The organism is Klebsiella sp. D-Nf1, from assembly GCF_002810515.1.
Classification (GTDB): Bacteria; Pseudomonadota; Gammaproteobacteria; order Enterobacterales; family Enterobacteriaceae; genus Klebsiella; species Klebsiella variicola.
In genome coordinates this window covers 390,522-413,908 of record NZ_PIOK01000003.1, presented here as the reverse complement: position 1 = coordinate 413,908, position 23,387 = coordinate 390,522, and the positions used below count along the sequence as shown (strand labels likewise).

At 62.5% G+C, this 23,387-nt stretch carries 19 protein-coding genes; 5 read left to right on the top strand and 14 right to left on the bottom strand.

All coding sequences use genetic code 11. The features are described from left to right. Nucleotides 1-185 precede the first annotated feature (185 nt). The gene (locus CWM54_RS15785; protein ID WP_100697732.1) at nucleotides 186-1,523 is read right to left on the bottom strand and encodes an aspartate aminotransferase family protein; all 1,338 of its coding nucleotides are present in this window, start codon (nucleotides 1,521-1,523) and stop codon (nucleotides 186-188) included. A 180-nt stretch (nucleotides 1,524-1,703) separates the two neighbouring features. Between CWM54_RS15785 and CWM54_RS15780 the strand changes: the two genes are divergently transcribed. After that, the gene (locus CWM54_RS15780; protein ID WP_008805554.1) at nucleotides 1,704-2,468 is read left to right on the top strand and encodes an SDR family NAD(P)-dependent oxidoreductase; all 765 of its coding nucleotides are present in this window, start codon (nucleotides 1,704-1,706) and stop codon (nucleotides 2,466-2,468) included. 54 nt (nucleotides 2,469-2,522) lie between these two features. Here CWM54_RS15780 and CWM54_RS15775 read toward each other — a convergent pair whose 3' ends face one another. From CWM54_RS15775 to CWM54_RS15760, 4 genes are read right to left on the bottom strand one after another with little or no spacing between them, the layout of a single operon-like run. After that, nucleotides 2,523-3,284 carry an amino acid ABC transporter ATP-binding protein gene (locus tag CWM54_RS15775; RefSeq protein ID WP_061155415.1) on the bottom strand — a complete coding sequence of 254 codons (762 nt, stop codon included), beginning with the start codon at nucleotides 3,282-3,284 and terminating at the stop codon, nucleotides 2,523-2,525. Continuing rightward, a complete protein-coding gene (locus tag CWM54_RS15770; RefSeq protein ID WP_002893189.1) occupies nucleotides 3,277-3,942 on the bottom strand; it encodes an amino acid ABC transporter permease in 666 nt (221 codons plus the stop codon). The genes CWM54_RS15775 and CWM54_RS15770 overlap by 8 nt, the downstream gene beginning before the upstream one ends. Nucleotides 3,943-3,956: 14 nt before the next feature. Beyond that, nucleotides 3,957-4,598, bottom strand: coding sequence for an amino acid ABC transporter permease (locus CWM54_RS15765; protein ID WP_004142522.1), 642 nt, complete (start codon nucleotides 4,596-4,598; stop codon nucleotides 3,957-3,959). Between the two features lie 47 nt (nucleotides 4,599-4,645). Beyond that, the gene (locus CWM54_RS15760; RefSeq protein WP_002893184.1) at nucleotides 4,646-5,497 is read right to left on the bottom strand and encodes a transporter substrate-binding domain-containing protein; all 852 of its coding nucleotides are present in this window, start codon (nucleotides 5,495-5,497) and stop codon (nucleotides 4,646-4,648) included. Nucleotides 5,498-5,739: 242 nt separating this feature from the next. Between CWM54_RS15760 and CWM54_RS15755 the strand changes: the two genes are divergently transcribed. Beyond that, entirely contained in the window at nucleotides 5,740-7,203 is a 1,464-nt protein-coding gene (locus tag CWM54_RS15755; RefSeq protein WP_100697731.1) for a PLP-dependent aminotransferase family protein, read from the top strand. On the opposite strand, the gene CWM54_RS15750 is transcribed toward CWM54_RS15755, so the two are convergent. After that, on the bottom strand, nucleotides 7,200-8,534 hold the full coding sequence (locus CWM54_RS15750; RefSeq protein ID WP_100697729.1) for a PLP-dependent aminotransferase family protein: 1,335 nt from the start codon (nucleotides 8,532-8,534) through the stop codon (nucleotides 7,200-7,202). The genes CWM54_RS15755 and CWM54_RS15750 overlap by 4 nt on opposite strands. 123 nt (nucleotides 8,535-8,657) lie before the next feature. Here CWM54_RS15750 and CWM54_RS15745 point away from each other — a divergent pair, with 123 nt between their 5' ends. Continuing rightward, nucleotides 8,658-9,566 carry a DMT family transporter gene (locus CWM54_RS15745; protein ID WP_100681994.1) on the top strand — a complete coding sequence of 303 codons (909 nt, stop codon included), beginning with the start codon at nucleotides 8,658-8,660 and terminating at the stop codon, nucleotides 9,564-9,566. Nucleotides 9,567-9,669: 103 nt separating this feature from the next. On the opposite strand, the gene CWM54_RS15740 is transcribed toward CWM54_RS15745, so the two are convergent. From CWM54_RS15740 to CWM54_RS15715, 6 genes are all read right to left on the bottom strand, one after another. Then, the gene (locus tag CWM54_RS15740; protein ID WP_100681993.1) at nucleotides 9,670-10,938 is read right to left on the bottom strand and encodes a Zn-dependent hydrolase; all 1,269 of its coding nucleotides are present in this window, start codon (nucleotides 10,936-10,938) and stop codon (nucleotides 9,670-9,672) included. Between the two features lie 97 nt (nucleotides 10,939-11,035). Continuing rightward, on the bottom strand, nucleotides 11,036-12,046 hold the full coding sequence (locus CWM54_RS15735; protein ID WP_008805548.1) for an ABC transporter ATP-binding protein: 1,011 nt from the start codon (nucleotides 12,044-12,046) through the stop codon (nucleotides 11,036-11,038). Then, on the bottom strand, nucleotides 12,036-13,073 hold the full coding sequence (locus tag CWM54_RS15730; RefSeq protein ID WP_004223507.1) for an ABC transporter ATP-binding protein: 1,038 nt from the start codon (nucleotides 13,071-13,073) through the stop codon (nucleotides 12,036-12,038). The genes CWM54_RS15735 and CWM54_RS15730 overlap by 11 nt, the downstream gene beginning before the upstream one ends. A 3-nt stretch (nucleotides 13,074-13,076) precedes the next feature. Then, nucleotides 13,077-13,970, bottom strand: coding sequence for an ABC transporter permease (locus tag CWM54_RS15725; RefSeq protein ID WP_094917804.1), 894 nt, complete (start codon nucleotides 13,968-13,970; stop codon nucleotides 13,077-13,079). 2 nt (nucleotides 13,971-13,972) lie between these two features. Beyond that, nucleotides 13,973-14,926: an ABC transporter permease gene (locus CWM54_RS15720; RefSeq protein WP_004178910.1), complete on the bottom strand. Its 954-nt coding sequence runs from the start codon at nucleotides 14,924-14,926 to the stop codon at nucleotides 13,973-13,975. Between the two features lie 18 nt (nucleotides 14,927-14,944). Continuing rightward, nucleotides 14,945-16,612: an ABC transporter substrate-binding protein gene (locus CWM54_RS15715; RefSeq protein ID WP_012542518.1), complete on the bottom strand. Its 1,668-nt coding sequence runs from the start codon at nucleotides 16,610-16,612 to the stop codon at nucleotides 14,945-14,947. 325 nt (nucleotides 16,613-16,937) lie between these two features. On the opposite strand from CWM54_RS15715, the gene CWM54_RS15710 reads away from it, so the two are divergent. Further along, on the top strand, nucleotides 16,938-18,053 hold the full coding sequence (locus CWM54_RS15710) for a YbdK family carboxylate-amine ligase (protein ID WP_061155423.1): 1,116 nt from the start codon (nucleotides 16,938-16,940) through the stop codon (nucleotides 18,051-18,053). 47 nt (nucleotides 18,054-18,100) lie between these two features. After that, a complete protein-coding gene (locus CWM54_RS15705; RefSeq protein WP_100697726.1) occupies nucleotides 18,101-18,820 on the top strand; it encodes a phosphodiester glycosidase family protein in 720 nt (239 codons plus the stop codon). A 357-nt stretch (nucleotides 18,821-19,177) separates the two neighbouring features. Here CWM54_RS15705 and CWM54_RS15700 read toward each other — a convergent pair whose 3' ends face one another. After that, nucleotides 19,178-22,270, bottom strand: a complete 3,093-nt coding sequence (locus CWM54_RS15700) for an efflux RND transporter permease subunit (RefSeq protein WP_061155425.1) — start codon at nucleotides 22,268-22,270, stop codon at nucleotides 19,178-19,180. Nucleotides 22,271-22,283: 13 nt separating this feature from the next. Next, nucleotides 22,284-23,363 carry an efflux RND transporter periplasmic adaptor subunit gene (locus CWM54_RS15695; RefSeq protein WP_100681992.1) on the bottom strand — a complete coding sequence of 360 codons (1,080 nt, stop codon included), beginning with the start codon at nucleotides 23,361-23,363 and terminating at the stop codon, nucleotides 22,284-22,286. Nucleotides 23,364-23,387 lie beyond the last annotated feature (24 nt).

The following is a 23,387-nucleotide window of genomic DNA, read 5'->3' as shown; positions in this document are numbered from 1 at the left end:
ATGAGAGACATAATGCAGACGATTAACCGGGAGCGCAATGTGCGCTGAAGTCGCAGATAACATAAAAGACTTCCCTGCAGTGCTTTCCCTCACCCTGGCCCTCTCCCGGAGGGAGAGGGAACTGTCCAGCTGGCGTTTAGGCCCGGCAAGCGTACTGCCAGGTAACGTTATCCGTTGCCACTCCCCTACTTCGCCAGGCTGGCAAAGCGAGCAAAGACCGCATCAAAAATCGCCAGCCCTTGCGCCACCTGCTCAGCAGTAATGGTGCACGGCGGCACCACGTGAATGCGGTTCTCCACCACAAAGGCCAACAGCCCGGCCTCGGTTAAGGCCCCTTTGATCGCGGCCATGTCGGCGGCAGTCAGCGGCGTTTTTTGTTCACGGCTGCTCACCAGCTCCAGCGCCTGGAACAGGCCGCGACCACGCACCTCGCCGATAATGGCGTGCTTCTCCGCCAGTGCCTCGAGACCGGGGCGCAGCACCTCGTTGCCGATATAGGCCGCGTTCTCAACCACCTTCTCCTCTTTCATCGCGTCGATGGTGGCGACAATCGCCGCCATCGCCAGCGGATGGCCGGAGTAGGTCAGCCCCCCGGCAAAAAAGTGGTCGTCAAAATAGCGGGCAATCGGTTCGCTAATCAGTACCCCGCCCGCCGGCACGTAGCCCGCGTTAACCCCTTTGGCAAAGGTCACCAGATCCGGCACCACGCCATCCTGTTCGAAGGCGAACCAGCTGCCGGTACGGCCAAAGCCGGCCATCACCTCATCGAGGATCAGCACGATGCCAAACTCGTCGGCCAGGGCGCGCACACCCTGCATATAGCCTGCCGGCGGCACGAGGATCCCGGCGGTGCCGGGGATGGACTCCAGCAGGATCGCCGCGATGGCCGTCGGCCCCTCGCATTCGATGATCCGCCGCAGATGCGCCAGCGCGCGCTGGCACTCCTCTTCCTCAGTCGCGGCGTTGAACTCGCTGCGGTAAAGGTAGGGGTTGAAGAAATGAACATGGCCGCGGGAGAACTCATTCGGCACCCGGCGCCAGTCGCCGGTGGCGGCAATCGCGCTGCCGGTGTTGCCATGATAGGAACGATAGGCCGACAGCACCTTGTCGCGCCCGGTATAGAGCCGCGCCATGCGAATCGCGTTCTCATTGGCATCCGCCCCGGCGTTGGTGAAGAACACCTTGCTGAAGCCCGCCGGCGCCAGGTCGACGATACGCTTCGCCGCTTCGCCACGGGCAAGGTTGGCAGTGGCGGGCGCGATGGTGACCAGGGTCTCCAGCTGCGCCTTCATGGCCGCCAGTACCCGGGGGTGCTGATAGCCAATGTTGACGTTCACCAGCTGGCTGCTGAAATCGAGCCAGGTATTCCCCTCGTAATCCCATAGCTCGCAGCCTTGCGCCCCGGCAATCACCAGCGGATGGAGATTGCCCTGCATCGACCATGAATGAAACACATAAGCGCGATCCAGCTGCCGAACTTCATCATTGCTTATCGCGACCTCGTTCTGTAGTGCCAGCTTCATACCCTGCCCTCTCTCATGTCGTTGTGGTTGGCTTCATCATTGGCCGCGGCAGCGCAAAACGGATAGAGCCAGTGCGTGAAAAACGATGTGACACGGTGTCACATCCGCGTCCGCCGTCTGGCCCTGTGCCTTGCCGTCCGGCGTTTTTATAGTGGAGGGACAACCGCACAGGAGAATGACATGGCAACGAGCAACGTAGTGTTTATCACCGGGGCGACCTCGGGTTTTGGCGAAGCGGCAGCGCAGGTGTTTGCCGACGCGGGCTGGTCGCTGGTGCTGAGCGGGCGCCGCTATCCGCGACTGAAGGCCTTGCAGGACAGACTCGCCGCCCAGGTGCCGGTGCATATTATTGAGCTTGACGTTCGTGACAGCGAGGCGGTGGCTGCCGCCGTGGCGTCGCTCCCCGCCCCCTTCGCCGATGTCACCACCCTGATCAACAACGCCGGGCTGGCGCTGTCGCCGCTGCCGGCGCAGGAGGTGGCGCTGGAGGACTGGAAAACGATGATCGACACCAACGTCACCGGTCTGGTGACGATGACCCACGCCCTGCTGCCGACGCTGATCCGCCATGGCGCCGGGGCGAGCATTATCAATATCGGCTCGATCGCCGGACAGTGGCCCTATCCCGGCAGCCATGTGTATGGCGCCAGCAAGGCGTTTGTGAAGCAGTTCAGCTATAACCTGCGCTGCGATCTGCTTGGCACCGGCGTGCGGGTCACCGATCTGGCGCCGGGGATTGCCGAGACCGAATTTACCCTGGTGCGTACCAAAGGCGACCAGGCGGCATCGGATAAGCTCTATCGCGGCACCACGCCGCTGAGCGCGCGCGATATCGCCGAGCAGATGTTTTATATCGCCACGTTGCCGGCGCATATGAACATTAACCGGGTGGAGGTGATGCCGGTGCGTCAGGCGTGGCAGCCGTTCGCTATTGACCGGGACTAGGCGGGCGCGTGGTTTTTCCCCTGCCGGCGCTGCCGGCAGGGGATGCAAGCCAGACTAACGGCTGCTTTGCAGAAACTGCCTGACGCGTTCGGAGTCAGGCTGAGTGAAGAACTTCTCCGGCGGCGCCTTCTCAATCAGTAGCCCCTTCTCCAGAAACACCACCTCGTTGGACACCTGGCGGGCAAAATCCATCTCGTGCGTCACCACCACCATGGTGTAACCCTCGGCGGCGAGGGCTTTCATGACCCCCAACACCTCATTAACCAGCTCCGGATCCAGCGCCGACGTCGGTTCATCGAAGAGAATAACTTCGGGCGACATCGCCAGTGAACGAGCGATCGCCACCCGCTGCTTCTGCCCGCCGGAGAGGGTGATCGGGTAAACATCGGCTTTGTGCGCCATGCCAACCTTCTCCAGCTGCTGCATGGCAATGGCCTTCGCCTCGTCTCGTTTCATGCCCTTAACGTGCAGCAGCGCCTCGCTGACGTTTTGCTGAACAGTCAAATGCGGCCACAGGTTAAAACTCTGAAAGACCATCCCCACCCGCTCGCGGATTTTGGCCAGCTGGCGGTGCGACATCGCCCGGCCGCGCTGCTCATCAATCCCCAGTCGCTGACCACTGATATGAATTTCGCCGCGGTCCGGCTGTTCCAGCCAGTTCATACAGCGCAGCAGTGTGGATTTTCCCGACCCGGACGAGCCGAGAATACTCACCACGGTCCCCTTCTCCACCGTCAGATTAATATCCCGCAGGACTTCCACATTATCGAACTGTTTGGAGACGTTTTTAACGCTTACGGCAATAGACTCAGGCATGGCTCATTCCTCTTTTGGCTCCCCAGGCGGTCAGGCGCTTAATCAGCAACTCCAGCAGAATGCTGATCGCCCAGTAAAGCCCAATAGCGACGATAAAGGCGTTAAACGGAATAAAATAGGTCGCCTGGACGCTGTTGGCGGCGGCGGTGATCTCCTGAACGGTAATAATGCTCAGGAAAGCGGTGTCCTTCAGGCAAATAATCAGCTGATTGCCGATCAGCGGTAAGGCGGAAGAGACGATATTGGGTAAAATAATCCGCCGGAAAATGGCATAGCGCGAAAAGCCCTGAGCAATCGCCGCTTCAATATATCCGCCGGAAAATACCCGCCGCTGGCTGCGCAATATTTCAAAGAAATAGGCGCCATGATAAATAATCAGGGCCAGTAAACCGGCGGTCCACGGCTCCATGCTAATACCGAGCTGCGGCAGCCCGTAATACAGAAGATAAGCGAGGATCAAAAAAGGGATTGCACGCATCAGGCTGACGAAACCAATAATAATCCGGTTAATCACTTTCTTTTGATATTCGCTAAAATAACACAGCGCAATACCGATAATCAGCGCCGCCAGGGCGGCGGTAATAAACAGTTCGAGGGTCGCGAATAACCCGGCAATAAAGCTATCGCGAACCGACCAGATAACGCCCCACTGATTCATAATGCCTCCCGTTCCTAGCGCGCCAGACGCCTGGCTTTACGTTCCGCGATACCCTGCAGCTTCAACAAACAGCCGATGATCACCACATACAGCAGGCCGGCGGCGAGGATCGGCGACAGCGGCTCGTAGGTGACCGAGGAGATACGGTTGGTGACCCGGGTGAGATCCACCACGCCAATCACGGCGATGGCCGGGCTACCTTTGATCAAAAAGGACATCTCATTGACCAGCGCCGGCAGGCTCTCGATCCACATCTGCGGCAGCATGATGTAGCGGAAGTAGGTCCAGCGGCGCATTCCCACCGACTCCGCCGCCTCCCGCTGTTCGCGCGGAAAGGTGCGGAAAGCGTTGCGCCAGATCTCAGCGTTAAACGCCGAGGTGTTAAGCGTCAGCGCCACAATGGCGGCCACGTTCTTGTCGAGGTTAATGCCCATCGTGGGCAGCGAAAGAAACAGAAATAGCACCAGCGTCACCAGCGGCGTCGCGCGGGCCAGACTGATATAGACCACCAGCAGCTGGTCGATCACCGGCAGGCGCAGCATCCGTACCAGGGCGATCAGCAGGCCCGCCACCACCCCGAAGGCGATAGCGATGGCCGAAATCCAGAGGGTCGTCCATGCGCCTTCGATTAATAACTGCCAGGAAATTGCATCCATGAGGCCCTCCTTCTCAGCAACAGGCGGCGGTCGCCCGCCGCGGAATATTACAGTCCGGCGAGTTTGTGAAACTGTTCCGGGCTGGTGATCGCCTCGGTCGGCAGGTTGTCATAGGTTTCGCCAAACCATTTTTTCTGCAGCTCGGCGAGCTTGCCGGTCTCCTTCATGTGGTTCATAAACTTGGTCATATAGGCCAGCAGCTGCGGCGAATTTTTCGGGATCGGCCACGCCATATACCCCGGTCCGGAGACGGCCAGCCCTTTGGCGAAGACCTTCGGTTTGGCTTTCGCCAGGTCGTTTACCGAGATCACCACGTTAATCACGTAATCCAGTCGCTTATTCGCCAGGTCGGCGTAGGCTTCCGGATAGGAGGGATACTCCACCACCGGTCCCAGCTTGCCGCCGGTCTTCTCCAGCATCGCCTTCAGCTCCGGCAAACGCGCCAGCAGCGCGCTCCCGGCCTGTAACCCCACTTTTTTGCCGCTGAGATCGGCAATGGTATTTAACGAAGTATCGCCAGCGCGTTTGACGAAATAGTGCTGCGCGGAGGCCCACGGTGGGGTGAAATCAAAAACCTTCAGCCGCTCATCGGTAATCACCGCCCCGGTTAAGGCCATATCGTATTGCCCGGTGGAGACGGCCGCTAATAATCCGGTCCACGGTAATATGCTCTGGTCGACATGGAATTTGGCGTACTTACGTAATTCCTCAAGCATATCTTTGTTAAAGCCATCGGCCTGGCCATTATTCATAAAGTTAAACGGCGCATAATCATCTTCCGTCGCCACTTTCAGGGTGCCGGATTTTTCTATTTCCGGAAGATCGGCCGCGACGGCGTGATAAGAAAAAGCGACCGTTAATACAGCGCTCAGACACATTGATGCCAATGATTTTTTCATTATTTTCACCCCTGATGGATTGGCCAGACGGGTTCATTCCAGAACGCGAAAAGGTTTCTGCAAAATAGTGGCCGGAGACGTTCCGGTCCACGGCGGCTGAATACGTTTTTAATGTGGGAGCGTTTTTCAATTCCGTATAGAGCCAGATGGGCTACATCGCTGTGTCAGATGGCGGCAGGGTGGTATGGAATTTGCTGAGTGTAACGGGTGGTCGCTATGCGTTATTGCCAGAGGAGCTCCGTATGATCCGTCACCTGTTACACGTTGATTTTCAGCCTGGCCGCGGTTTGCAGGAGCAGGTGCGAGAGACGCTGGTGAATGCCATTCTCAGCGGGATCTTCGCCGCCGACACCCCGCTGCCCTCCTGTCGCCAGCTGGCCAGCCAGCTTCGCGTCTCGCGCAACACCACCGCGCTGGTGTTTGAAAGTCTGGTCAACGAGGGCTACCTGATTAGCCGCCCACGAAGCGGTTACTACCTGCATCCCGACTATCATGAAGCTTCACCTGCCGCCGTCGAGAGTGCACCGCAGCGCGAAGCCGCTGCACCACGCTGGGGCGACCGGCTGCAGATGACCCCCAGCCAGCAGGAGTCGATCCTCAAACCGGCGGGCTGGATGCACTACCGCTACCCGTTTATCTACGGCCAGCCCGATACCCGGCAGTTCCCGCTGGCCACCTGGCGCTCGGCGGCGAACTGGCTGCACGGCGGAGTGCGCGACCCGGCATGGGTCATCGACCATATTGACCAGGATGTGCCGATGCTGATCGAGCAGATCCGTACCCGGGTGCTGCCCAAGCGCGGCATTGTCGCCGCGCCGGATGAAATTCTCATCACCCTTGGCTCGCAAAATGCGCTCTACCTGCTGACCCGACTGCTGCTCTCTTCCACCACCCGCATTGGCGTCGAAAACCCCTGCTTTCGCGAAGCCATCAACACCTTTCTGCTCGCCGACGCCGAGGTGGTGCCGCACCCGGTGGATGAAGAGGGGATCGTGCTTAATGAGCGTTCCTGCGATTACTACTATGTCACTCCAGGTCATCAGGTGCCCACCGGAGTGACCATGAGCAGTGCGCGGCGTCGCCAGCTGCTGGAGCATGCCGCCCGCCATGACGCGATCATTATTGAAGATGATTATGACTCGGAGAGTAACTTTACCCTCAACCCGCTGCCGGCGCTGAAGGCCAGCGATCGCAGCGGCCGGGTGGTGTATGTCAGCAGCCTGTCAAAAGCGCTGTCGCCGGGGCTGCGGCTGGGGTTTATGGTCGCCGACCCGGACCTGATCGACGAGGCGCGCGCCCTGCGCCGGCTGGTCTATCGCCATCCGCCGACCAACATTCAGTACCAGATGGCCCACTTCCTTGCCCAGGGCCATTATGAAACCCATCTGCGGCGCTACCACTACGACTCCGCCCAGCGCTGGGAGCGCCTACATGCCGCCCTGCAGCGCTATCTGCCGTCGTGTCGCGCGCTGGCGGGGAGCGAACATGCTAACGCCTTCTGGCTGCAGACCCCGGCGCAGATCAACACCCAGCAGCTCACCTGGCGCGCCGCCCACGCCGGCGTGCTGATTGAGCCCGGGGCGCGCCATTTTCTCAGCGCCACGCCGCCGGATAACTACTTTCGCATGGGATTCCACGCCATTAACCCTGACGCCATCGCCCAGGGGGTGGAAGTCCTGCGCGGCCAGCTGGAGCAGATGGGTTAGCGGTATTGTTCATACTCAACGGCGTCGCGCACGCTGAGCAGCGCCGGGCGCAGGCTGTCGAAAGGCACCGATCCGAGCGCGATGCGCAGCGCCTGCGGGATCGTGGCGGAGACGCAGAACGGCTCGGCGGTCGACACCGAAATACGGCGTTCCATCAGCGTGTTCGCCAGCCGATCGGCCCGGCTCTCTTCACCCAGAGGCAGCCAGACGAAGTACGAATCGGGATGAGTCACGACGGGAAGCCCACAAAGCACCTCGCGGGCCACCTGCTGCCGCTGTCGCGCATCCTGTCGTTTCTGCGTTTCAAAGCGTGCCACCGTGCCATCTTCAATCCAGGCGCAGATCAGCGAACTTATCAGCGTCGGCGTATTCCACGTCGTGGCCCGGATGGCGCGCTCGATCTCCGGGCGATAGCGCGGCGGAGAAATCACCACGCCCACGCGCAGCCCGGTGGCGATATTTTTTGAAAATCCGGTGACATACACCGTTCTTTCCGGCGCATAGCTGACCACCGGCGGCGGCGGATGGCTCACCAGCCGGGCGTAGGCGGCATCTTCAATAATCAGCAGATCGTGCTGGCGCGCGAGATCGGCCAGCGCCTGCCGCTGCCCGGTGTTGAGCACCCAGCCCAGCGGATTGTGCAGCGTCGGCATGGTATACACCGCCCGCACCCGCCGCTGCTGGCACAGCGTATGAAGCGCCTGCAGGTCCGGTCCCTCCGGCCGACAGGGGATCGCCGCCAGCTCCAGATGATACAGCGCCGCCAGAACCTTGAAGCCCGAATAGGTCAGCGCATCCACCGCCACCACATCGCCCGGACGTAACAGCCCCATGACGGTCACTGCCAGCCCGTGCTGTGCGCCGTTGACGATCAGGACATTTTCCGCGTCCGGCGCAAAGTGCTGGCAGCTCAAATGGCGGGCGATAATTTCGCGCTCGGCGAGCCGTCCGGCATGAGGCTGATAGCGCAGATGCGAGTCAATATCGCCCGCCATCGCCAGCTGCCTGAGCGCCTCGCGCAGCGCATCGCCCTGCTCCGGCAGCGAAGGGTAGTTGAAATTGAGATCCACGACATCGGCGGCCACCACCTGCTGATCGACCCCATGCCCCGGCGGCAGCGAGAGGTCGCGCACGAAGGTGCCGCGGCCGGTTTCGCCGCTGACCAACCCCATCTCTTCCAGTTCACGGTAGACGCGCGTGGCGGTGGCCAGCGAGATGCGCTCCCCGGCGGCAAGGGTACGGTGCGTCGGCAGACGGGTGCCTGCGGGCAGCTGCCCGCTGCGGATCGCCTGGGCATATTGGTCGACAACGGCTTTATATCGGGCTTTCATCGTGAAATGTATCTATGACAATAATTTGATTGTATTAGATTGAGCACATTACCATCGCCACAGACGATGCTCAAGCGGGCACAGCACATCTGATAACGCGAGGTTAACGTGGTAGATTCAACAATGGATAAATCGGTGCCCGGTCCCTGGTCCGGATGGCTTCATGGTTTACTGGGGGTGATTATTTTTAGCGGTTCGCTGCCCGCGACGCGGCTGGCGGTGCAGGATATGGATCCGTTCTTATTGACCTTTCTGCGCGCCTCCATCGCCGGGCTGCTTGCCGTCGCGCTGCTGGTCGGCTTTCGCCAGAAACGCCCGCGCCTGGCGCAGCTTGTGCCCTTGATCATCGTCTCATCAGGGGTGGTGATCGGCTTTCCCCTGCTCACGGCGCTGGCCCTGCAGCACATTACCTCGGCGCATTCAATTGTGTTCATTGGCCTGCTGCCGCTGATGACCGCCCTCTTCGGCGTACTGCGCGGCGGCGAACGCCCGCGGCGGGCTTTCTGGATCTTTTCGCTGCTGGGCAGCCTGCTGGTGGTGGGATTCGCCCTGACGCAAAGTGCGGCGGCCTCACTCAGCGGCGATCTGCTGATGCTGGCGGCGGTTATCGCCTGCGGCCTCGGCTATGCGGAAGGGGCAAAGCTGACGCGGGAGCTCGGCGGCTGGCAGGTGATCTGCTGGGCGCTGGTGATAGCCCTGCCGTTGATGCTCCCCGCCTCGCTGATGGTTCAGCCCGCGTCCTGGCATGCCATATCGGCCTCCTCCTGGGCGGCGCTCGGCTATGTGTCGCTGTTCAGCATGCTGATCGGTTTCATCTTCTGGTACAAAGGGCTGGCCGCGGGCGGGATCGCCGCCGTCGGCCAGCTCCAGCTATTGCAGCCATTCTTCGGGCTTGGCCTGTCGGCGGCGCTGTTGCACGAAACCGTCAGCCCCTTGATGCTGGCGGTTACGCTGGGCGTGGTGCTGTGCGTGGTGGGCTCGCGCAAATTTGGCCGCCAGCGGGTTGTCACAGGGAGCGGGAGCCGTGATTGACCGCCCCGTCATCCGCCGTCCCGGGTCGCGGCGGCGTAACCGCCTTACCCGGGCGACAGCATGATAAACGGCTGGAGGACACGTCGCCGGGGAGGACGACCGTCTACACCGGCCGCGCGTACTGAAGCATCACCTGCAACAGCACGTTGGCGCCGGCGGCGACGTGCTCCGGCGAGGCATACTCAATTTCGTTATGGCTGATCCCGTCCTTGCAGGGGATAAAAATCATCCCGGTGGGCGCCAGATAGCTCATATACACTGCGTCATGCCCGGCGCCGGAGACGATCGGCCGCGCCGGATAGCCCAGCCGCTGCGCGGCATCGGCAATGGCCTGCCGGCATTCGGCATCGAACGGCGCCGCCGGATAGTGGCTTACCTGCTTCAGGGCCACCTGCAGACCGCTTTCCCGCTCAACCTCCGCGATAAAGGCCCGCAGCTGGCGATCCATCTCGTCCACCAGCGCATCGCTGAGATTGCGCATATCAATGGAGAAGGTGACCTCCCCGGGCACCACGTTGCGGCTGTTGGGCCACACCTGCACGCTACCGACGGTGCCGCGTCCCTCTTCGCTGCGCCCGGAAATGGCCACCACTTCCTGCATAATGCGCGTCGCCACCTGCAGGGCATCCTGACGCAGGCGCATCGGCGTAGGCCCGGCGTGCGAGGCCTGGCCGGTCACCACGCAGTCGTACCAGCGGATCCCCAGCACGCCCTGCACGATACCGATGGTTTTCGCTTCATCTTCGAGAATCGGCCCCTGCTCAATGTGCGCCTCAAAATAGGCGCCGATGGGATGCTCCCCTGGGATCTGCTCACCGATATAGCCGATCTGCGCCAGCGCCTCGCCGACGCTGACGCCCTCTTTATCCGTGACGGCCCACGTCTCTTCCAGCGGGAAGACGCCGGCAAAGACCCCGGAGCCCATCATCACCGGCACAAAGCGCGACCCCTCTTCGTTGGTCCAGAACACCACCTCAATCGGCGCGTCGGTGTCAATCTGCAGATCGTTGAGCGTGCGCACCACCTCCAGTGCCGCCAGCACGCCGTAGTTGCCGTCAAATTTGCCGCCGGTGGGCTGGGTGTCAATATGGCTGCCGGAGACGATGGGCGGCAGGCTGGGGTTGCGGCCTTCCCGGCGCATAAACACATTGCCGATTTTATCGATGGTGACGCTCATCCCGGCCTCCCGCGCCCAGCCTATTACCTTGTCCCGACCCTGACGGTCGAGGTCGGTGAGGGTCAGACGGCGGCAGCCGCCCTTCGGCGTGGCGCCGATCTGCGCGAGATCCATTAACGACGCCCACAGGCGGTCGCCATTGATGCGCCAGCCGGTGGTGTCGGTCGCGGGGGTAAAAAGTACATCACTGCTCATGGTGGTCTCCTGACATCAAGGTCGCCGCCAGCGTAACCGGCGGTGGGAATGCGCTATCAACGCCTGGTCTTCATCCTGTATGGTTTTTTGCCGCCGATCAGACGGCCAGGGCCTGGGCGTTAGCGTCAATCGCCAGCTCGCGCCAGCGGTGGCAACTCACCGCGTGGCGTTCCGCGACGGATTCCGTCGGCGGCAGACTCTGCTCACAGACCGGGCGACGGTGCGGGCAGCGCTCGGCAAAAGCGCAGCCGGGCGGCAAGCGCGCCAGATCCGGCGGCGCGCCGGGAATGCAGTGCAGGGCATCACCTTTCTTAAGCCCCTCTTTCGGCCGACTGCCCAGCAGCACCTGAGTATAAGGATGACGCGGGTGGCGCAGGATCTCGCTCATCGACGCTTCCTCGACGATCCGCCCGGCGTACATCACCGCCACCCGGTCGGCGATCTCCACCGCGGCGCCGATATCGTGGGTCACAAACACGATCGACAGCCCACGCTGCTTTTGCTGCTCGCGCAGCAGGATCAGGATCTGGATTTGCACCGTGGCGTCGAGGGCGGTGGTCGGCTCATCCGCCAGCAGCAGCTGCGGGTTACAGGAGAGCGCAAGGGCGATCATCGCCCGCTGGCGCATCCCGCCGGACATCTCGTGCGGGTAAGCATCCAGCCGCCGCTCGGGGCTGGGAATGCGCACCTGGCGCAGGGCCTCCAGCGCCCTATCCCGGGCCGCCTGGCGCGACAGCCCTTCATGGCGGCGCAGCCCTTCAATAATCTGTTGCCCGACGGTGTAGACCGGATCGAAGGCCAGCAGCGGCTCCTGAAAAATCATCGCGCAGCGTCCGCCGCGGTAACGCCGCAGCTGGCTGGCGCTCATCGTCAGCACCTCGTCGTCCCCCACCTGCAGGGTGCCGGAGAGCTCACTGCTCCCCGGCGGGTGCAGGCGCATCAGCGCCCGCAGGGTCACGCTCTTGCCGGAACCCGACTCGCCAATCAGCGCCATCACCTCCCCCTTTTGTACGTCAAAGGAGACCCCGTTGACCGCGTTGATGGTCTGTCCGTCGCGGCGAAAGACGACCCGCAGGTCGCGCACATGGACAAAGGCGTTATCCGACATGGCTGACCTCCTTAAGGGGAATGCTTTGATGCCATGGCGAGGCCGGCTGCGCCATCAGGCAGGCGCTCTGGTGCCCCTCCCCGACCGCCTCCAGCCGCGGTTTTACCTCGGCGCAGACCGCCTTCGCATGCGGGCAGCGGGTGTGAAAGCGGCAGCCGCTCGGCGGCGCGATGGGGCTGGGGGGATCGCCGCTCAGCGGTGAGGTCAGGGTGCGGTTTTCCGGGTCCATGGAGGGCATCGAGCTTAACAGCGCCCGGGTATAGGGGTGGGCGGAGGCGGTAAACAGCTGCTCCGCCGGGCCAATCTCCACCACTTCGCCAAGGTACATGACGAGGATCCGATCCGACAGCCAGCGCACCACGTGCAGATCGTGGCTGATGAACACGTAGGTCAGCTCGAGGGTGCGTTTCAGCTCCTGCAGCAGCTGCAGCACCTGGGCCTCCACCGATTTATCCAGCGCTGACACCGCCTCATCGAGGATCACCAGTCGCGGCTTCATCGCCAGCGCGCGGGCGATATTCACCCGCTGCCGCTGGCCGCCGGAGAGCGCATGCGGGTAGCGGTCGGCAAAGCGCGCCGGTTCAAGGCCAACGTGCGCCAGCAGATAGCGGGCATATTCGCTGGCCTCTCTGGCGCTGACGCCGTGGACGCGCTGGCCGAAGGCGATGCTCTCCTCCATGGTCAGGCGCGGATTGAGCGAAGCATAGCTATCCTGAAAGACCATCTGCACCTGGCGACGGTAGGCTTTCAGCGGCAGACGCGACGAGCCGACCCCCTGTCCGTCGAAGATCAGTTCGCCGCTGTCCTGGGTGAGCAACTGCATCAGCAGCCGGGCGGTGGTCGATTTGCCGCAGCCCGACTCGCCGACCACCCCCAGGGTTTCGCCTTTCATCACCGTGAAGCTGATATCGTCCACCGCCTGCACCACCTCCCGGCCTTTGCCGCCGCGAAAGTACTTCAGCAGGTGATTAACCTTCAGCAGCGGCTGCGCCGGCCCGCCAAGGTCGATATTGATAAAGGGTTGCATCGCTTACTCCTTGATCGCCATTGCCGCACGCAAGCGGTCCGCGAGGATATTGAACGAAATGGAGGTGATAAAAATCATCAGGCCCGGCAGGGCGGCCACCCACGGCTGGGTATAGATTGCCGTGCGCAGCGTATTGAGCATCAGCCCCCACTCGGGCTCCGGCGGCCGCACGCCGAGGCCGAGAAACGACAGGCCGGAGGCGAGGATCATGCACACCGAAATCAGCCCGGTGGAGAAGACGAAGATCGGCCCGAGCACGTTGCCCAACACCTGGACGCGGATAATGGTCAACGCGCTGGCGCCAGTGGCCCGGGCGGCGTCGATATAGTCCATATGTCGCACCTGGGCGGTCACGCTCTCGGCAATCCGCGCCACCTGCGGGACAAACACGAGGGTCAGCGACAACAGCGCATTGCCGATGCCCGCCCCCAGCGCTCCCGACAGCGCAATCGCCAGCAGGACGGAGGGAAAGGCATAGAACACATCCACGGTGCGCATAATCACGGTATTGGTTTTGCCGCCCGTATAGCCGGCGATAATCCCGATGGCCCCGCCGATAAAAAAGGCGAACACCACCGGGACAATTCCCATAAACAGCGACAGTCGGGTGCCAAGGATCAGCCGCGACAGCATGTCGCGTCCCAGCTCATCCGAGCCCAGCGGGAAGCCGTCGCTGCCGATGGGTTTCAGGCGCAGGAACATCGACGTTTGATAAGGATCTTTGACGATAAGCCACGGACCGAACAGCGCCAGGGCCAGCAGCAGGAGGATCACCACGCCCACCACCACCCCGCCGGGGTCGCGCAGTAAGCGGCGCAGCACGCCGCGCCAGTAACCTTGCCGGGAAGCGTGGGCCGCTGCGACCGGGACCGCTTTCGTCGTTGCCGTATCCACCATGGTCAGCTCCTCTTAATACGCGGGTCGAGGGTGGTCTGCAGAATATCCACCAGCAGGTTGAGCAGCACGAAAAACAGCGCCAGCACCCAGATGGTGCCCTGCAGCAGGGGCAGGTCGCGCTGAAAAATGGCGGTATTGAGCAGCAATCCGGTTCCCGGCCAGGAGAAAACGGTCTCCACAAGGATCGATCCGCCCATCAGATAGCCCACCTGCAGCCCCATCACCGCCAGCGCGGTGGGCGCGGCATTTTTCATGACGTGGACAAAGATGCGCGACTCGTTGAGCCCGCGAGCGCGCAGGCCAACGATAAACTCCTGGCTGAGGATATCGGCCACCTGCGAGCGCACGGTGCGGGCGATAATCCCGGTGGGGATCACCGACAAGGTGAGGGCTGGCAGCAGCATGAACTGCAGGTGCGCCCAGTCCCATTGCCAGCCCACCTCGCCTATCGGCCCGCCGCCGGTGGCCGGCAGCAGCGCGAACTTAACGCTGCAGAGGATCACCAGCAGCATCCCCAGCCAGTAGTGCGGCACGCTGACGCCAAATACCGACAACACCGAGGCCAGACGGTCAATGACGCTGTTGCGAAAATAGCCGGCGACAAAGCCGAACAGGCTGCCGAGGACGAAGCCGATCGCCGTCGCCAGCAGCGCCAGGCGCAGGGAGTACGCCACCGCGGTCATCACTTCGTCTATCACCGGGCGGCCGGTGGCGACCGACATACCAAGGTCGCCATGCAGCGCCCGCCACAGCCAGTGGATAAACTGCAGGGGCAGCGGCTTATCAAAGCCGTAAGCCTGCATTAATGTCTGACGCAGCGCCTCCGAGGCGTCCGGCGGCATCACCGACACCAACGGGTCGCCCGGAGCGATCTGCACCAGCATGAAACAGATCACCGCCACCCCAAGCATGGTGGGGATAGCCAGCAGAATGCGGTATAGCAGCGTATTGATCATCGGTCGCCCCTTTCACGATTACTCTTTTTTGCTCACCAGGCTGAGGTCGATAAACCAGCTCTGCGGTTGCACCACCCCGGTCACCGCAGGGGAAATCGCGCGCGGCCCGACGTCGTGGGCGACAAACAGGAACGGCACCTGATCCACCAACGCGGCGTGCAGCTCACCGGCCGCTTTGTTCATCTCCGCCGGGGTAAAGGCGTGCTTGACGGCGGCAGCCAGCTTCTCTGTCTCCGGAGTGGAGAAGTAACCCCAGTTGGTCGCCACCGGCGGAAACGCTTTGGCGGTCGAGAAGCGGATCAGGCCAAAGTAAGGATCGTTAACCGCGGCGCTGACGTTGATCGCATCGATCCCTTTCGCCGAGGGATCCCGGGCACCCAGGCGCCAGTTGGTAAACAGGGTGTTCCATTCCACCACTTTGATATCCACATTGAAGAAGCAGCTCTTCAGGCTCTGCTGGATATACTCGTTCATCGGCAAGGGCTGCATCTGCCCGGAGCCGGAGGCCGAGGTGGCCACCGTGACGTGCAGCGGCTTGCTGGCGCTGTATCCGGCCTCGGTCATTAGCTGGCGGGCGGTGTCCGGGTCATATTTGATCTGGAAGGTGGGTTTGCCATGCCACGGGCTGTCAGCCTCGTAGACCCCGGTGGCCTCGGTCATGTAGCCGCCGAGGTAGCTCTTCAGCTCGGCGCGGTTCAGACACAGGTTGGCCGCTTTGCGCACGCGGATGTCCTGCCACGGCGATCCTTTTTCAAAGGAGAACTGCCAGGGCCACAGGTGCGGCTGGGTATTGGCGTAGAGGTGAAAACCCTGAGACTTGATCTGATCGATGGCGTCCGGCGCCGGGGCTTCAATCCAGTCCACCTGCTTCGACAGCAGCGCCGCGGTACGGGCGTTGGCCTCCGGCAAGGGGATCAGCACCACTTTATCCACCCGGGGAATGCGATCTTTGTTCCAGTAGTCGGGGTTTTTATCGAGGATCAGCTGCTGACGCGGCACCAGTTTCTCCAGTTTGAACGGGCCGCTGCCCACCGCGTGGGCGGCGAAGGCGGTCCACGCCTGTTTGCTGCGCGCGGCGCTATCTCCCGCGCTGGCCGGCACCGCATCATATTGCTTCTGCCACGCCGTCGGCGAGACGATAAACAGGTTGGTGATGTTGTACGGCAGCAGCGCGTCTGGTTCCGAGGTGGTCAGCGCCACAGTGTGGTCGTCAATTTTCTCTGCGCCGGTGAGAGTCGGCATGCGCGACAGGGTGTTGCCGATCTGGCCCGGGGCGTACTGCGGCGCCGCTTTATTCAGCACCTTATCCACGTTCCAGACGATGGCGTCGGCGTTCACCTCCGTCCCATCATGGAACCTGACGCCCGGACGCAGGGTGAAAATCCAGCGGCTGGTGTTCTGCGGATCGATGTGCCACTCGGTCGCCAGCCCCGGCACCAGACCGCTGGGCTTTTCACCTTGCGACAGATCCCACTCCACCAGCGCGTCGTACAGCGGGATGCCGGTAAAGCGGTTGCCCTCATAGCCTTGATCCGGCTGGCCAAGGGTTAACGGAATATCCGCGGCGGTCATGGCGATCCGCAGCGTGGAGGCGTTGGCAGGTAAGGCGGCGCCCGCCAGGGCCAGTGCGCCGCTCACCGCCACGGCGAGACGACCGGCACGCGAAAATAACGTCTTTTTGTGCATCACATGATCCCTGTTAAATAAAGTGTCACGGATTAACAGGCAAAATGCGTACCAGCTCTTACGCGGACGAAAATAGGCCAAAACCGACCGGTAAAATAAGAAGGACTTATATTATCACCATGATAATTATGGGAAAATAATTGCGCCTTATTCCGCCGCACCGCCAGCGGGAAATATGTTGCAGAATTGCACCAGCCGCTATATGGCAAATTTCAAATAATCACGCTGCGTCACTTTTTATTCATCCCCGTCCTCCGCCGCCGCGTATTATCCGTCGGGATCAATCCCTTCTATACTTCAGGGAACACATCGACCGGGAGAGACTATGCCTTTAGCCGATTTTCACCGCTCCGATCCTTTTACCCTCGGTATCGAACTGGAGCTGCAGGTGGTGAACCCGCCGGGTTACGACCTCAGCCAGGATGCCTCGACGCTGATTGCCGACGTTCAGCATCAGTTGACCGTGGGAGAAGCCAAACATGACATCACCGAGAGCATGCTGGAGATCGCCACCGGGGTGTGCCGCGACATCAGCCATGCCCAAACCCAGCTCAGCGCCATCCAGCAGGCGGTTCAGCGCGCGGCGCTGCGCCATCATCTGCAGATCTGCGGCGGCGGTTCGCACCCCTTTCATGCCTGGCAGCGCCAGCAAATCAGCGACAATCCGCGCTATGTCAAAACCGTCGAGCATTTTGGCTATCTGGCGCAGCAGGCCACGGTCTTTGGCCAGCATGTGCACGTCGGCTGCCAGAGCGGCGACGACGCCCTCTATCTGCTGCACGGCCTGTCGCGCTTTGTGCCGCACTTCATCGCCCTTAACGCCGCCTCGCCGTGGTTTGACAGTACCGACAGCCGCTTCGCCTGTTCACGCCTGAACCGCTTCTCCTCCTATCCCGACAACGGTCCGATGCCGTGGGTGGCAGACTGGCAGGGGTTTCGTCGCCTGTTCCGCCAGCTGAGCTACACCAGCATGATCGACAGCATGAAGGATCTGCACTGGGATATTCGCCCCAGCCCGCAGTTTGGTACCGTTGAGGTGCGGGTGATGGATACCCCCCTGACCCTCGCCCAGGCGATCCATATCGCCGGCTTTATTCAGACCCTGGCCTGCTGGTTGTTGACGGAGCGCCCTTTTAAGCACCAGCCTGACGATTATCTGCTGTACCCCTTTAACCGCTATCAGGCGTGCCGCTATGGGCTGGACGGGACCCTCACCGACGTGCACAGCGGAGAGCAGCGCAGCATCCGCCAGGAGATCCTGCAGCTCGCCGACCGGCTGGCCCCCTTCGCCCATCAGCTGAAGGCGACGGCGGCGCTGGAAGCGGTGGTCCGCCAGGCGAAATCGCCGCACAGCGAAGCGCAACAGATGCGCGACTTTATCGCCAACGGCGGTTCGCTTTCCGGCCTGGTGCAAAAACACTGTGAGATTTGGGCGGCATAAGGCAGCGAGGCGGGTATACTCGGCGCAGACCATAGAAAGGACTGCCCATGTTATTACGTTGCCTGCTCCCCCTGGCGCTGCTGCCCCTGGCCGCCGTCGCCAGCGCCGCCTGTACCCTCACCGACCCGACGCTGACCCTGCAGAGCTATCGGGTGGATGCGCAGAAAGAGCGCATTGCGATGTACTGGCAGGATCGGCACGGCAAAGCCTGGGGTTCCCTGCGTTCGCTGCTGGCGGGTATTGATGGCGATGGCCGGGTACAGATGGCGATGAACGGCGGCATTTACGATAAAGCCTACGCGCCGCTGGGGCTGTATATCGAAGACGGCAAACGGCTGACGCCGGTAAACCGTTCCGCCGGCGGCGGGAACTTCTTTATCCGCCCCGGCGGCGTGTTCCTGGTGGCGAACAACCGGGCGAAAATCGTGCCGCTGCCGGCGTACAAACCCTCTCCCGCCATCCGCTATGCGGTGCAGTCCGGCCCAATGCTGATTGAAAATGGCGCTATCAACTGGTGGCTGAAGCCCTCCGCCAGTTCGCGCAAGCTGCGTAACGGGGTGGGTATCGATAAGCAGGGCCGGGTGGTGTTTATGCTCAGCGAGCGCGAGACCAACTTCTATGATTTTGCCTGCTATGCGCAGTCAAAGCTCGGGATACGGCAGATGCTCTATCTCGACGGCACGCTGTCGAAGATGTACCGCAAAGGCGCCAGCGTGCCGTGGCAGTATCATCCGTTCGTGACCATGATAACGGTGGAGAGGAAGTAGCGGGCGCCCGGCACAAAAGCGGCGCCGTGCCCGCCGTCCTTACCCGTTCACCAGCGAAGGACTACCCTTTTCTGCCAAACGCAACGTGAACGGAAAATTCCCCCTCACCCTAACCCTCTCCCACAGGGAGAGGGGACCGCCCGGCAGACGCTGTTGCTCCGGCAGATAAGGCCAAACGCAACGTGAACGGAAAATTCCCCCTCACCCTAACCCTCTCCCACAGGGAGAGGGGACCGCCCGGCAGACGCTGTTGCTCCGGCAGATAAGGCCAAACGCGACGTGAACGGAAAATCCCCCTCACCCTAACCCTCTCCCACAGGGAGAGGGGATCGACAGGCAGACGCTGTGGCGCAACGCTTACCCCCGCCGATGCGCCCACTCACGCATACGCTGAAACAGCACATACAGCGACGGGATAAACAGGATGCCAATCATCGTCGCCACCAGCATACCGCTGAATACCGTGGTGCCGATGATCCGCCGGCTCTGCGCCCCGGCGCCGGTGGCGAGCATCATCGGCATAATGCCGATAATAAACGACACCGCGGTCATCATCACCGCGCGGAAGCGGCGGGTGGCCCCCTCGCGCGCAGCGTCAACTATCGACAGCCCCTCCTCGCGCCGGCTGCGGGCGAATTCAACAATCAGAATCGCGTTCTTCGCTGCCAGAGCAATCAGCAGCACCAGCCCTATCTGAACATACACATCGTTGGCATAGCCCGCGGTCCACAGCCAGAGCAGCGCTCCGCCGATGGCGAACAGCACCGAGAGCATGACGCTCGCCGGCAGCGTCCAGCTCTCATACTGCGCCACCAGGAACAGCCACGCCATCGCTACCGCCGCCAGCACGATCCACACCGCCTGATTGCCGGTCTGCTGCTCCTGCCAGGAAATCCCGCTCCAGGCATAGTCATATCCCGGCGGCAGATGGGCCTGCAAAATCTGCTCCATGGCCGCCATCGCCGTGCGGCTGCTGACCCCCTCGGCCGCTGAACCGCTCACTGAAACGGACGGGAACTGATTGTACTGCTGAATAAACGGCGCCCCCACCGTCGGCGTAATGGTGACCAGATTGCTCAGCCGCACCCGCTCGCCGTCGCGGCTGCGGACGTACAGCTCGCTAATCTGCTCTGCCCGCTCGCGCCACTGCATCTCATTTTGCATCACCACATGATAGACACGATTGTTACGGCTGAAATCGCCGGCGCGCGTGCCGCCGAACGCCGTCTGCAGGCTGCTGAAAATCTGCGCCACCGGCACATCCAGCAGCGCCGCCCGGTCGCGGTCGACCGTCAGAGACAGCTGCGGCACGTTGCTGCTCCAGGTGGTAAACACCCGGCTCAGCTGAGGATGCTGGTTCGCCAGCTGGAGGATCTCCCGCGTCACCTGCTCCAGCTCCGCCGACGACTGACCGGCCTGCGCCAGGATGCGCAGGTCAAATCCCGAGGCATTGCCCAGGCCCGGCAGGGTCGGCGGCGCGAAGGTCATGATCGTCGCCTCCGGCAGCGACAGCAGCTGGCGCTGGATATCCGCCATCACCGCATCCAGCGGCGGCCGCTGATGCCAGTCCTTGAGCATCACCGAGATAAACCCGCCGTTAGAGGCGCTGGTGCCGTTGAGAATGTTGAACCCGGACACCTGAATCACATCCTCCACCGCCGGGTTAGCCATCAGCAGCTTGCGCGCCTGGGCCATCACCGCTTCGGTACGCTCCAGCGACGCCGCCTCCGGCAGCTGCACGCTGGCAAACAGGTAACCCTGATCTTCCTGCGGCAGGAAGCCTTTCGGCATCGAGGTGAAGCTGAACGCCACCAGCGCGCCTGCCGCCACCGTCGCCGCCAGCGCCAGCCAGGGGCGGCGGTTCATCCAGCCCACCAGCCGGCCATAGCCGTCGCGGGTACCGTCGAGAAGACGGTTAAATGCCCGCCACACCGCCGCTGGCTGGGCGGGACGCGGGCGCAGCAGCAGTGCGCAGAGGGCCGGCGTCAGGGTTAGCGCCACCAGGCTCGACAGGGCCACCGCGGTGGAGAGCGTCACGGCAAACTGCCGGTACAGCTCGCCGACGATCCCCGGGAGCAGCGCCACCGGCACAAATACCGCCAGCAGCACCAGGGTCGTGGCGATCACCGGCCCGGCGATCTGCTGCAGCGCCTGGGCGGTGGCCTGCAGGCGATCCAGCCCTTCCGCCATTTTGGTTTCCACATTCTCTACCACCACAATGGCGTCATCCACCACCATCGTCAGGGCGAGAATGATCGCGAACAGGCTGAGGGTGTTGGCGCTGTAGCCCAGCAGATAGAGCACCGCAAAGGTGCCGATCAGTGACACCGGGATCGCCAGCACCACGATCAGCGTCGCTCTCCAGCTCTGCAGAAACAGCGACACCACCACGACCACCGCCAGCAGGGTCAGCGCCAGCGAGACGCCGATCTCTTTGATCGTCGCCGCCACAAAGCGGGTGGTATCGAACTTCACCTCCCAGGTGAGATCCGCCGGAAAGCGAGTGTGCAGGCGGTTAAGCTCCGCACGCACTGCGCTGGCGACCTGCAGGGCATTGGCGGTGGGCGTCGGGTAGATCCCCAGATAGGCCGACGCTTTACCGTTCAGCTGCGCGCCGGAGCTGTAGCTGCGGGCGCCCAGCTCAATGGTTGCCACGTCGGCAAGGCGAACCAGCTGCCCCTGCGCGCCGCGGCGGAGGATAATCTCGCCAAAGCTGGCCGCCTCGTTCAGACGCCCCAGCCCGTTGATGGTCAGCGTCTGCTGCTGGCCGTTGAATACCGGCGGGGTGCCCACCTGCCCCGCCGCGCCCTGCACATTCTGCTCGCGCAGCGCCTGGGCAACGTCATCCGTGGTGATGTTGAGCGCGTTCATGCGGTCCGGGCGCAGCCAAATGCGCATACTGTAATCCCGGGCGCCAAACATCTGCACCTCACCGACGCCGGGCAGGCGGGCCAGCGCCTCGCGCACCTGGGTGCTGGCGTAGTTACTGACAAACAGCGGCGACAGCGTGCCCAGCGGCGAGTAGAGGCTCACCCCCATCAGCAGGTTGCTGGCGCGCTTGCGGACCTGGACGCCATTCTGCTGTACCTCCGCCGGGAGCTGCGCCAGCGCCTGCGCCACCCGGTTTTGCACGTCGATCGCCGCCAGGTCGGCATCGGTGCCCGCCGCGAAGGTAATGCTCAGGCGGTACGTTCCCTCATCCGAGCTGGTGGACTCCATATACAGCATATGATCGACGCCGTTGAGCTGGGTCTCCAGCGGGGCGGCGATGGCTTCCGCCACATCTGACGCGCTGGCGCCCGGCCAGCTGGCGCTGACGTTCACCACCGGCGGGGTGATCGCCGGGTACTGCTCCACCGGGATCAGCTTCAGCGACACCGCGCCGACAAAGGTCAGCAGCAGCGCGATCACCATGGCAAATCGCGGACGACGGATAAAAAAGGTCAGCATCCCTTCTCCTTACTTAGTTCAGCACCTGTACCGTGGCGCCTTCGCGTAAACGCTGTGCGCCGTCGGTGATCACCTGCTCGCCCGCCTGCAGCCCTTTCTCAACCGCAAACTGCTGCCCCTGCTGCCCCGCGAGGGTCAGACGACGCTGCCCGGCGGTCTGGTCCGGCTTCAGCACCCAGCTGAAAAAGCCCTGCGGATCCTGCTGCACGGCGGCGGCCGGGATCATCACCCGCGACTGCAGTTCCTGCGGACGGAACAGGATCGTTACGCTGCCGCCCGGCAGCAGACGGTGCTGCGGATTGGCGAACTCCGCCCGCACTGCCACGCTGCCGGTGCGGGCGTCAATCCGGTTATCGATGGAGGTCAACACCCCATCGCGCCGTTTGCCATCCACGTCAATCTGCGCCAGCCACGCCTGCTTCAGGGCGTGGATGTCGGCATGCTGGCCGGTTTTGCTGAAAAATGCGGCTTCGTCGAGAGCGAACGACACCCGCACCGGATCCAGCTGCACGATGTCCACCAGCACGCCGCTGGATGGATTGATCAGCGTCCCGACGTGAAAGGCGCTGTGGCCCACGCGACCAGTCACCGGCGCTGCAATCCGGGTGTAGCTGAGCACAATCTGCTGGGCCTCGACGCGGGCTTTCGCCTGCTGCACAGCGGCGGCGGCGACGTCGCGCTGCATCCGGGCCGTGTCGACGTCGTTGCGGCTGATGGAGTGGTTGTTAATGAGCCGCTCGTAGCGAGTGAGCAGTTGCTGCGACTGACGTAATGAGGCTTCGGCGCTTTTCAGCTCGGCCTGCGCCAGAGCCAGTGCCGCGCGGGGCTGCGCGTCGTCGAGGGTAAACAGCAGGTCGCCCTCGGTAACATACTGGCCATCCTGGAAGTGGCGCTGAACAATCACCCCTTCGGTGCGCGCGCGAATGTCGACGGCGCGGATCGCCTCGACCCGCCCGGGGATAGCGCGTTCTTCAGCATGAGGCGCCAGTTCAACCGTGGCGACGCGGACCGGCACCGCCGGCGCAGCGGTCGCCGTCAGGGCGCCGCCGGCCAGACCGCAGGCCAGCAGAGCAAAGCGGAAGGTTTTAATCATAGGGGGATCCTTGCGAAAGTAACG

Coding starts and splice junctions, on each gene's coding strand:
- CWM54_RS15785 (WP_100697732.1), bottom strand. CDS start 1,523: ATGAAGCTGGCACTACAGAACGAGGTCGCGATAAGCAATGATGAAGTT.
- CWM54_RS15780 (WP_008805554.1), top strand. CDS start 1,704: ATGGCAACGAGCAACGTAGTGTTTATCACCGGGGCGACCTCGGGTTTT.
- CWM54_RS15775 (WP_061155415.1), bottom strand. CDS start 3,284: ATGCCTGAGTCTATTGCCGTAAGCGTTAAAAACGTCTCCAAACAGTTC.
- CWM54_RS15770 (WP_002893189.1), bottom strand. CDS start 3,942: ATGAATCAGTGGGGCGTTATCTGGTCGGTTCGCGATAGCTTTATTGCC.
- CWM54_RS15765 (WP_004142522.1), bottom strand. CDS start 4,598: ATGGATGCAATTTCCTGGCAGTTATTAATCGAAGGCGCATGGACGACC.
- CWM54_RS15760 (WP_002893184.1), bottom strand. CDS start 5,497: ATGAAAAAATCATTGGCATCAATGTGTCTGAGCGCTGTATTAACGGTC.
- CWM54_RS15755 (WP_100697731.1), top strand. CDS start 5,740: ATGATCCGTCACCTGTTACACGTTGATTTTCAGCCTGGCCGCGGTTTG.
- CWM54_RS15750 (WP_100697729.1), bottom strand. CDS start 8,534: ATGAAAGCCCGATATAAAGCCGTTGTCGACCAATATGCCCAGGCGATC.
- CWM54_RS15745 (WP_100681994.1), top strand. CDS start 8,658: ATGGATAAATCGGTGCCCGGTCCCTGGTCCGGATGGCTTCATGGTTTA.
- CWM54_RS15740 (WP_100681993.1), bottom strand. CDS start 10,938: ATGAGCAGTGATGTACTTTTTACCCCCGCGACCGACACCACCGGCTGG.
- CWM54_RS15735 (WP_008805548.1), bottom strand. CDS start 12,046: ATGTCGGATAACGCCTTTGTCCATGTGCGCGACCTGCGGGTCGTCTTT.
- CWM54_RS15730 (WP_004223507.1), bottom strand. CDS start 13,073: ATGCAACCCTTTATCAATATCGACCTTGGCGGGCCGGCGCAGCCGCTG.
- CWM54_RS15725 (WP_094917804.1), bottom strand. CDS start 13,970: ATGGTGGATACGGCAACGACGAAAGCGGTCCCGGTCGCAGCGGCCCAC.
- CWM54_RS15720 (WP_004178910.1), bottom strand. CDS start 14,926: ATGATCAATACGCTGCTATACCGCATTCTGCTGGCTATCCCCACCATG.
- CWM54_RS15715 (WP_012542518.1), bottom strand. CDS start 16,612: ATGCACAAAAAGACGTTATTTTCGCGTGCCGGTCGTCTCGCCGTGGCG.
- CWM54_RS15710 (WP_061155423.1), top strand. CDS start 16,938: ATGCCTTTAGCCGATTTTCACCGCTCCGATCCTTTTACCCTCGGTATC.
- CWM54_RS15705 (WP_100697726.1), top strand. CDS start 18,101: ATGTTATTACGTTGCCTGCTCCCCCTGGCGCTGCTGCCCCTGGCCGCC.
- CWM54_RS15700 (WP_061155425.1), bottom strand. CDS start 22,270: ATGCTGACCTTTTTTATCCGTCGTCCGCGATTTGCCATGGTGATCGCG.
- CWM54_RS15695 (WP_100681992.1), bottom strand. CDS start 23,363: ATGATTAAAACCTTCCGCTTTGCTCTGCTGGCCTGCGGTCTGGCCGGC.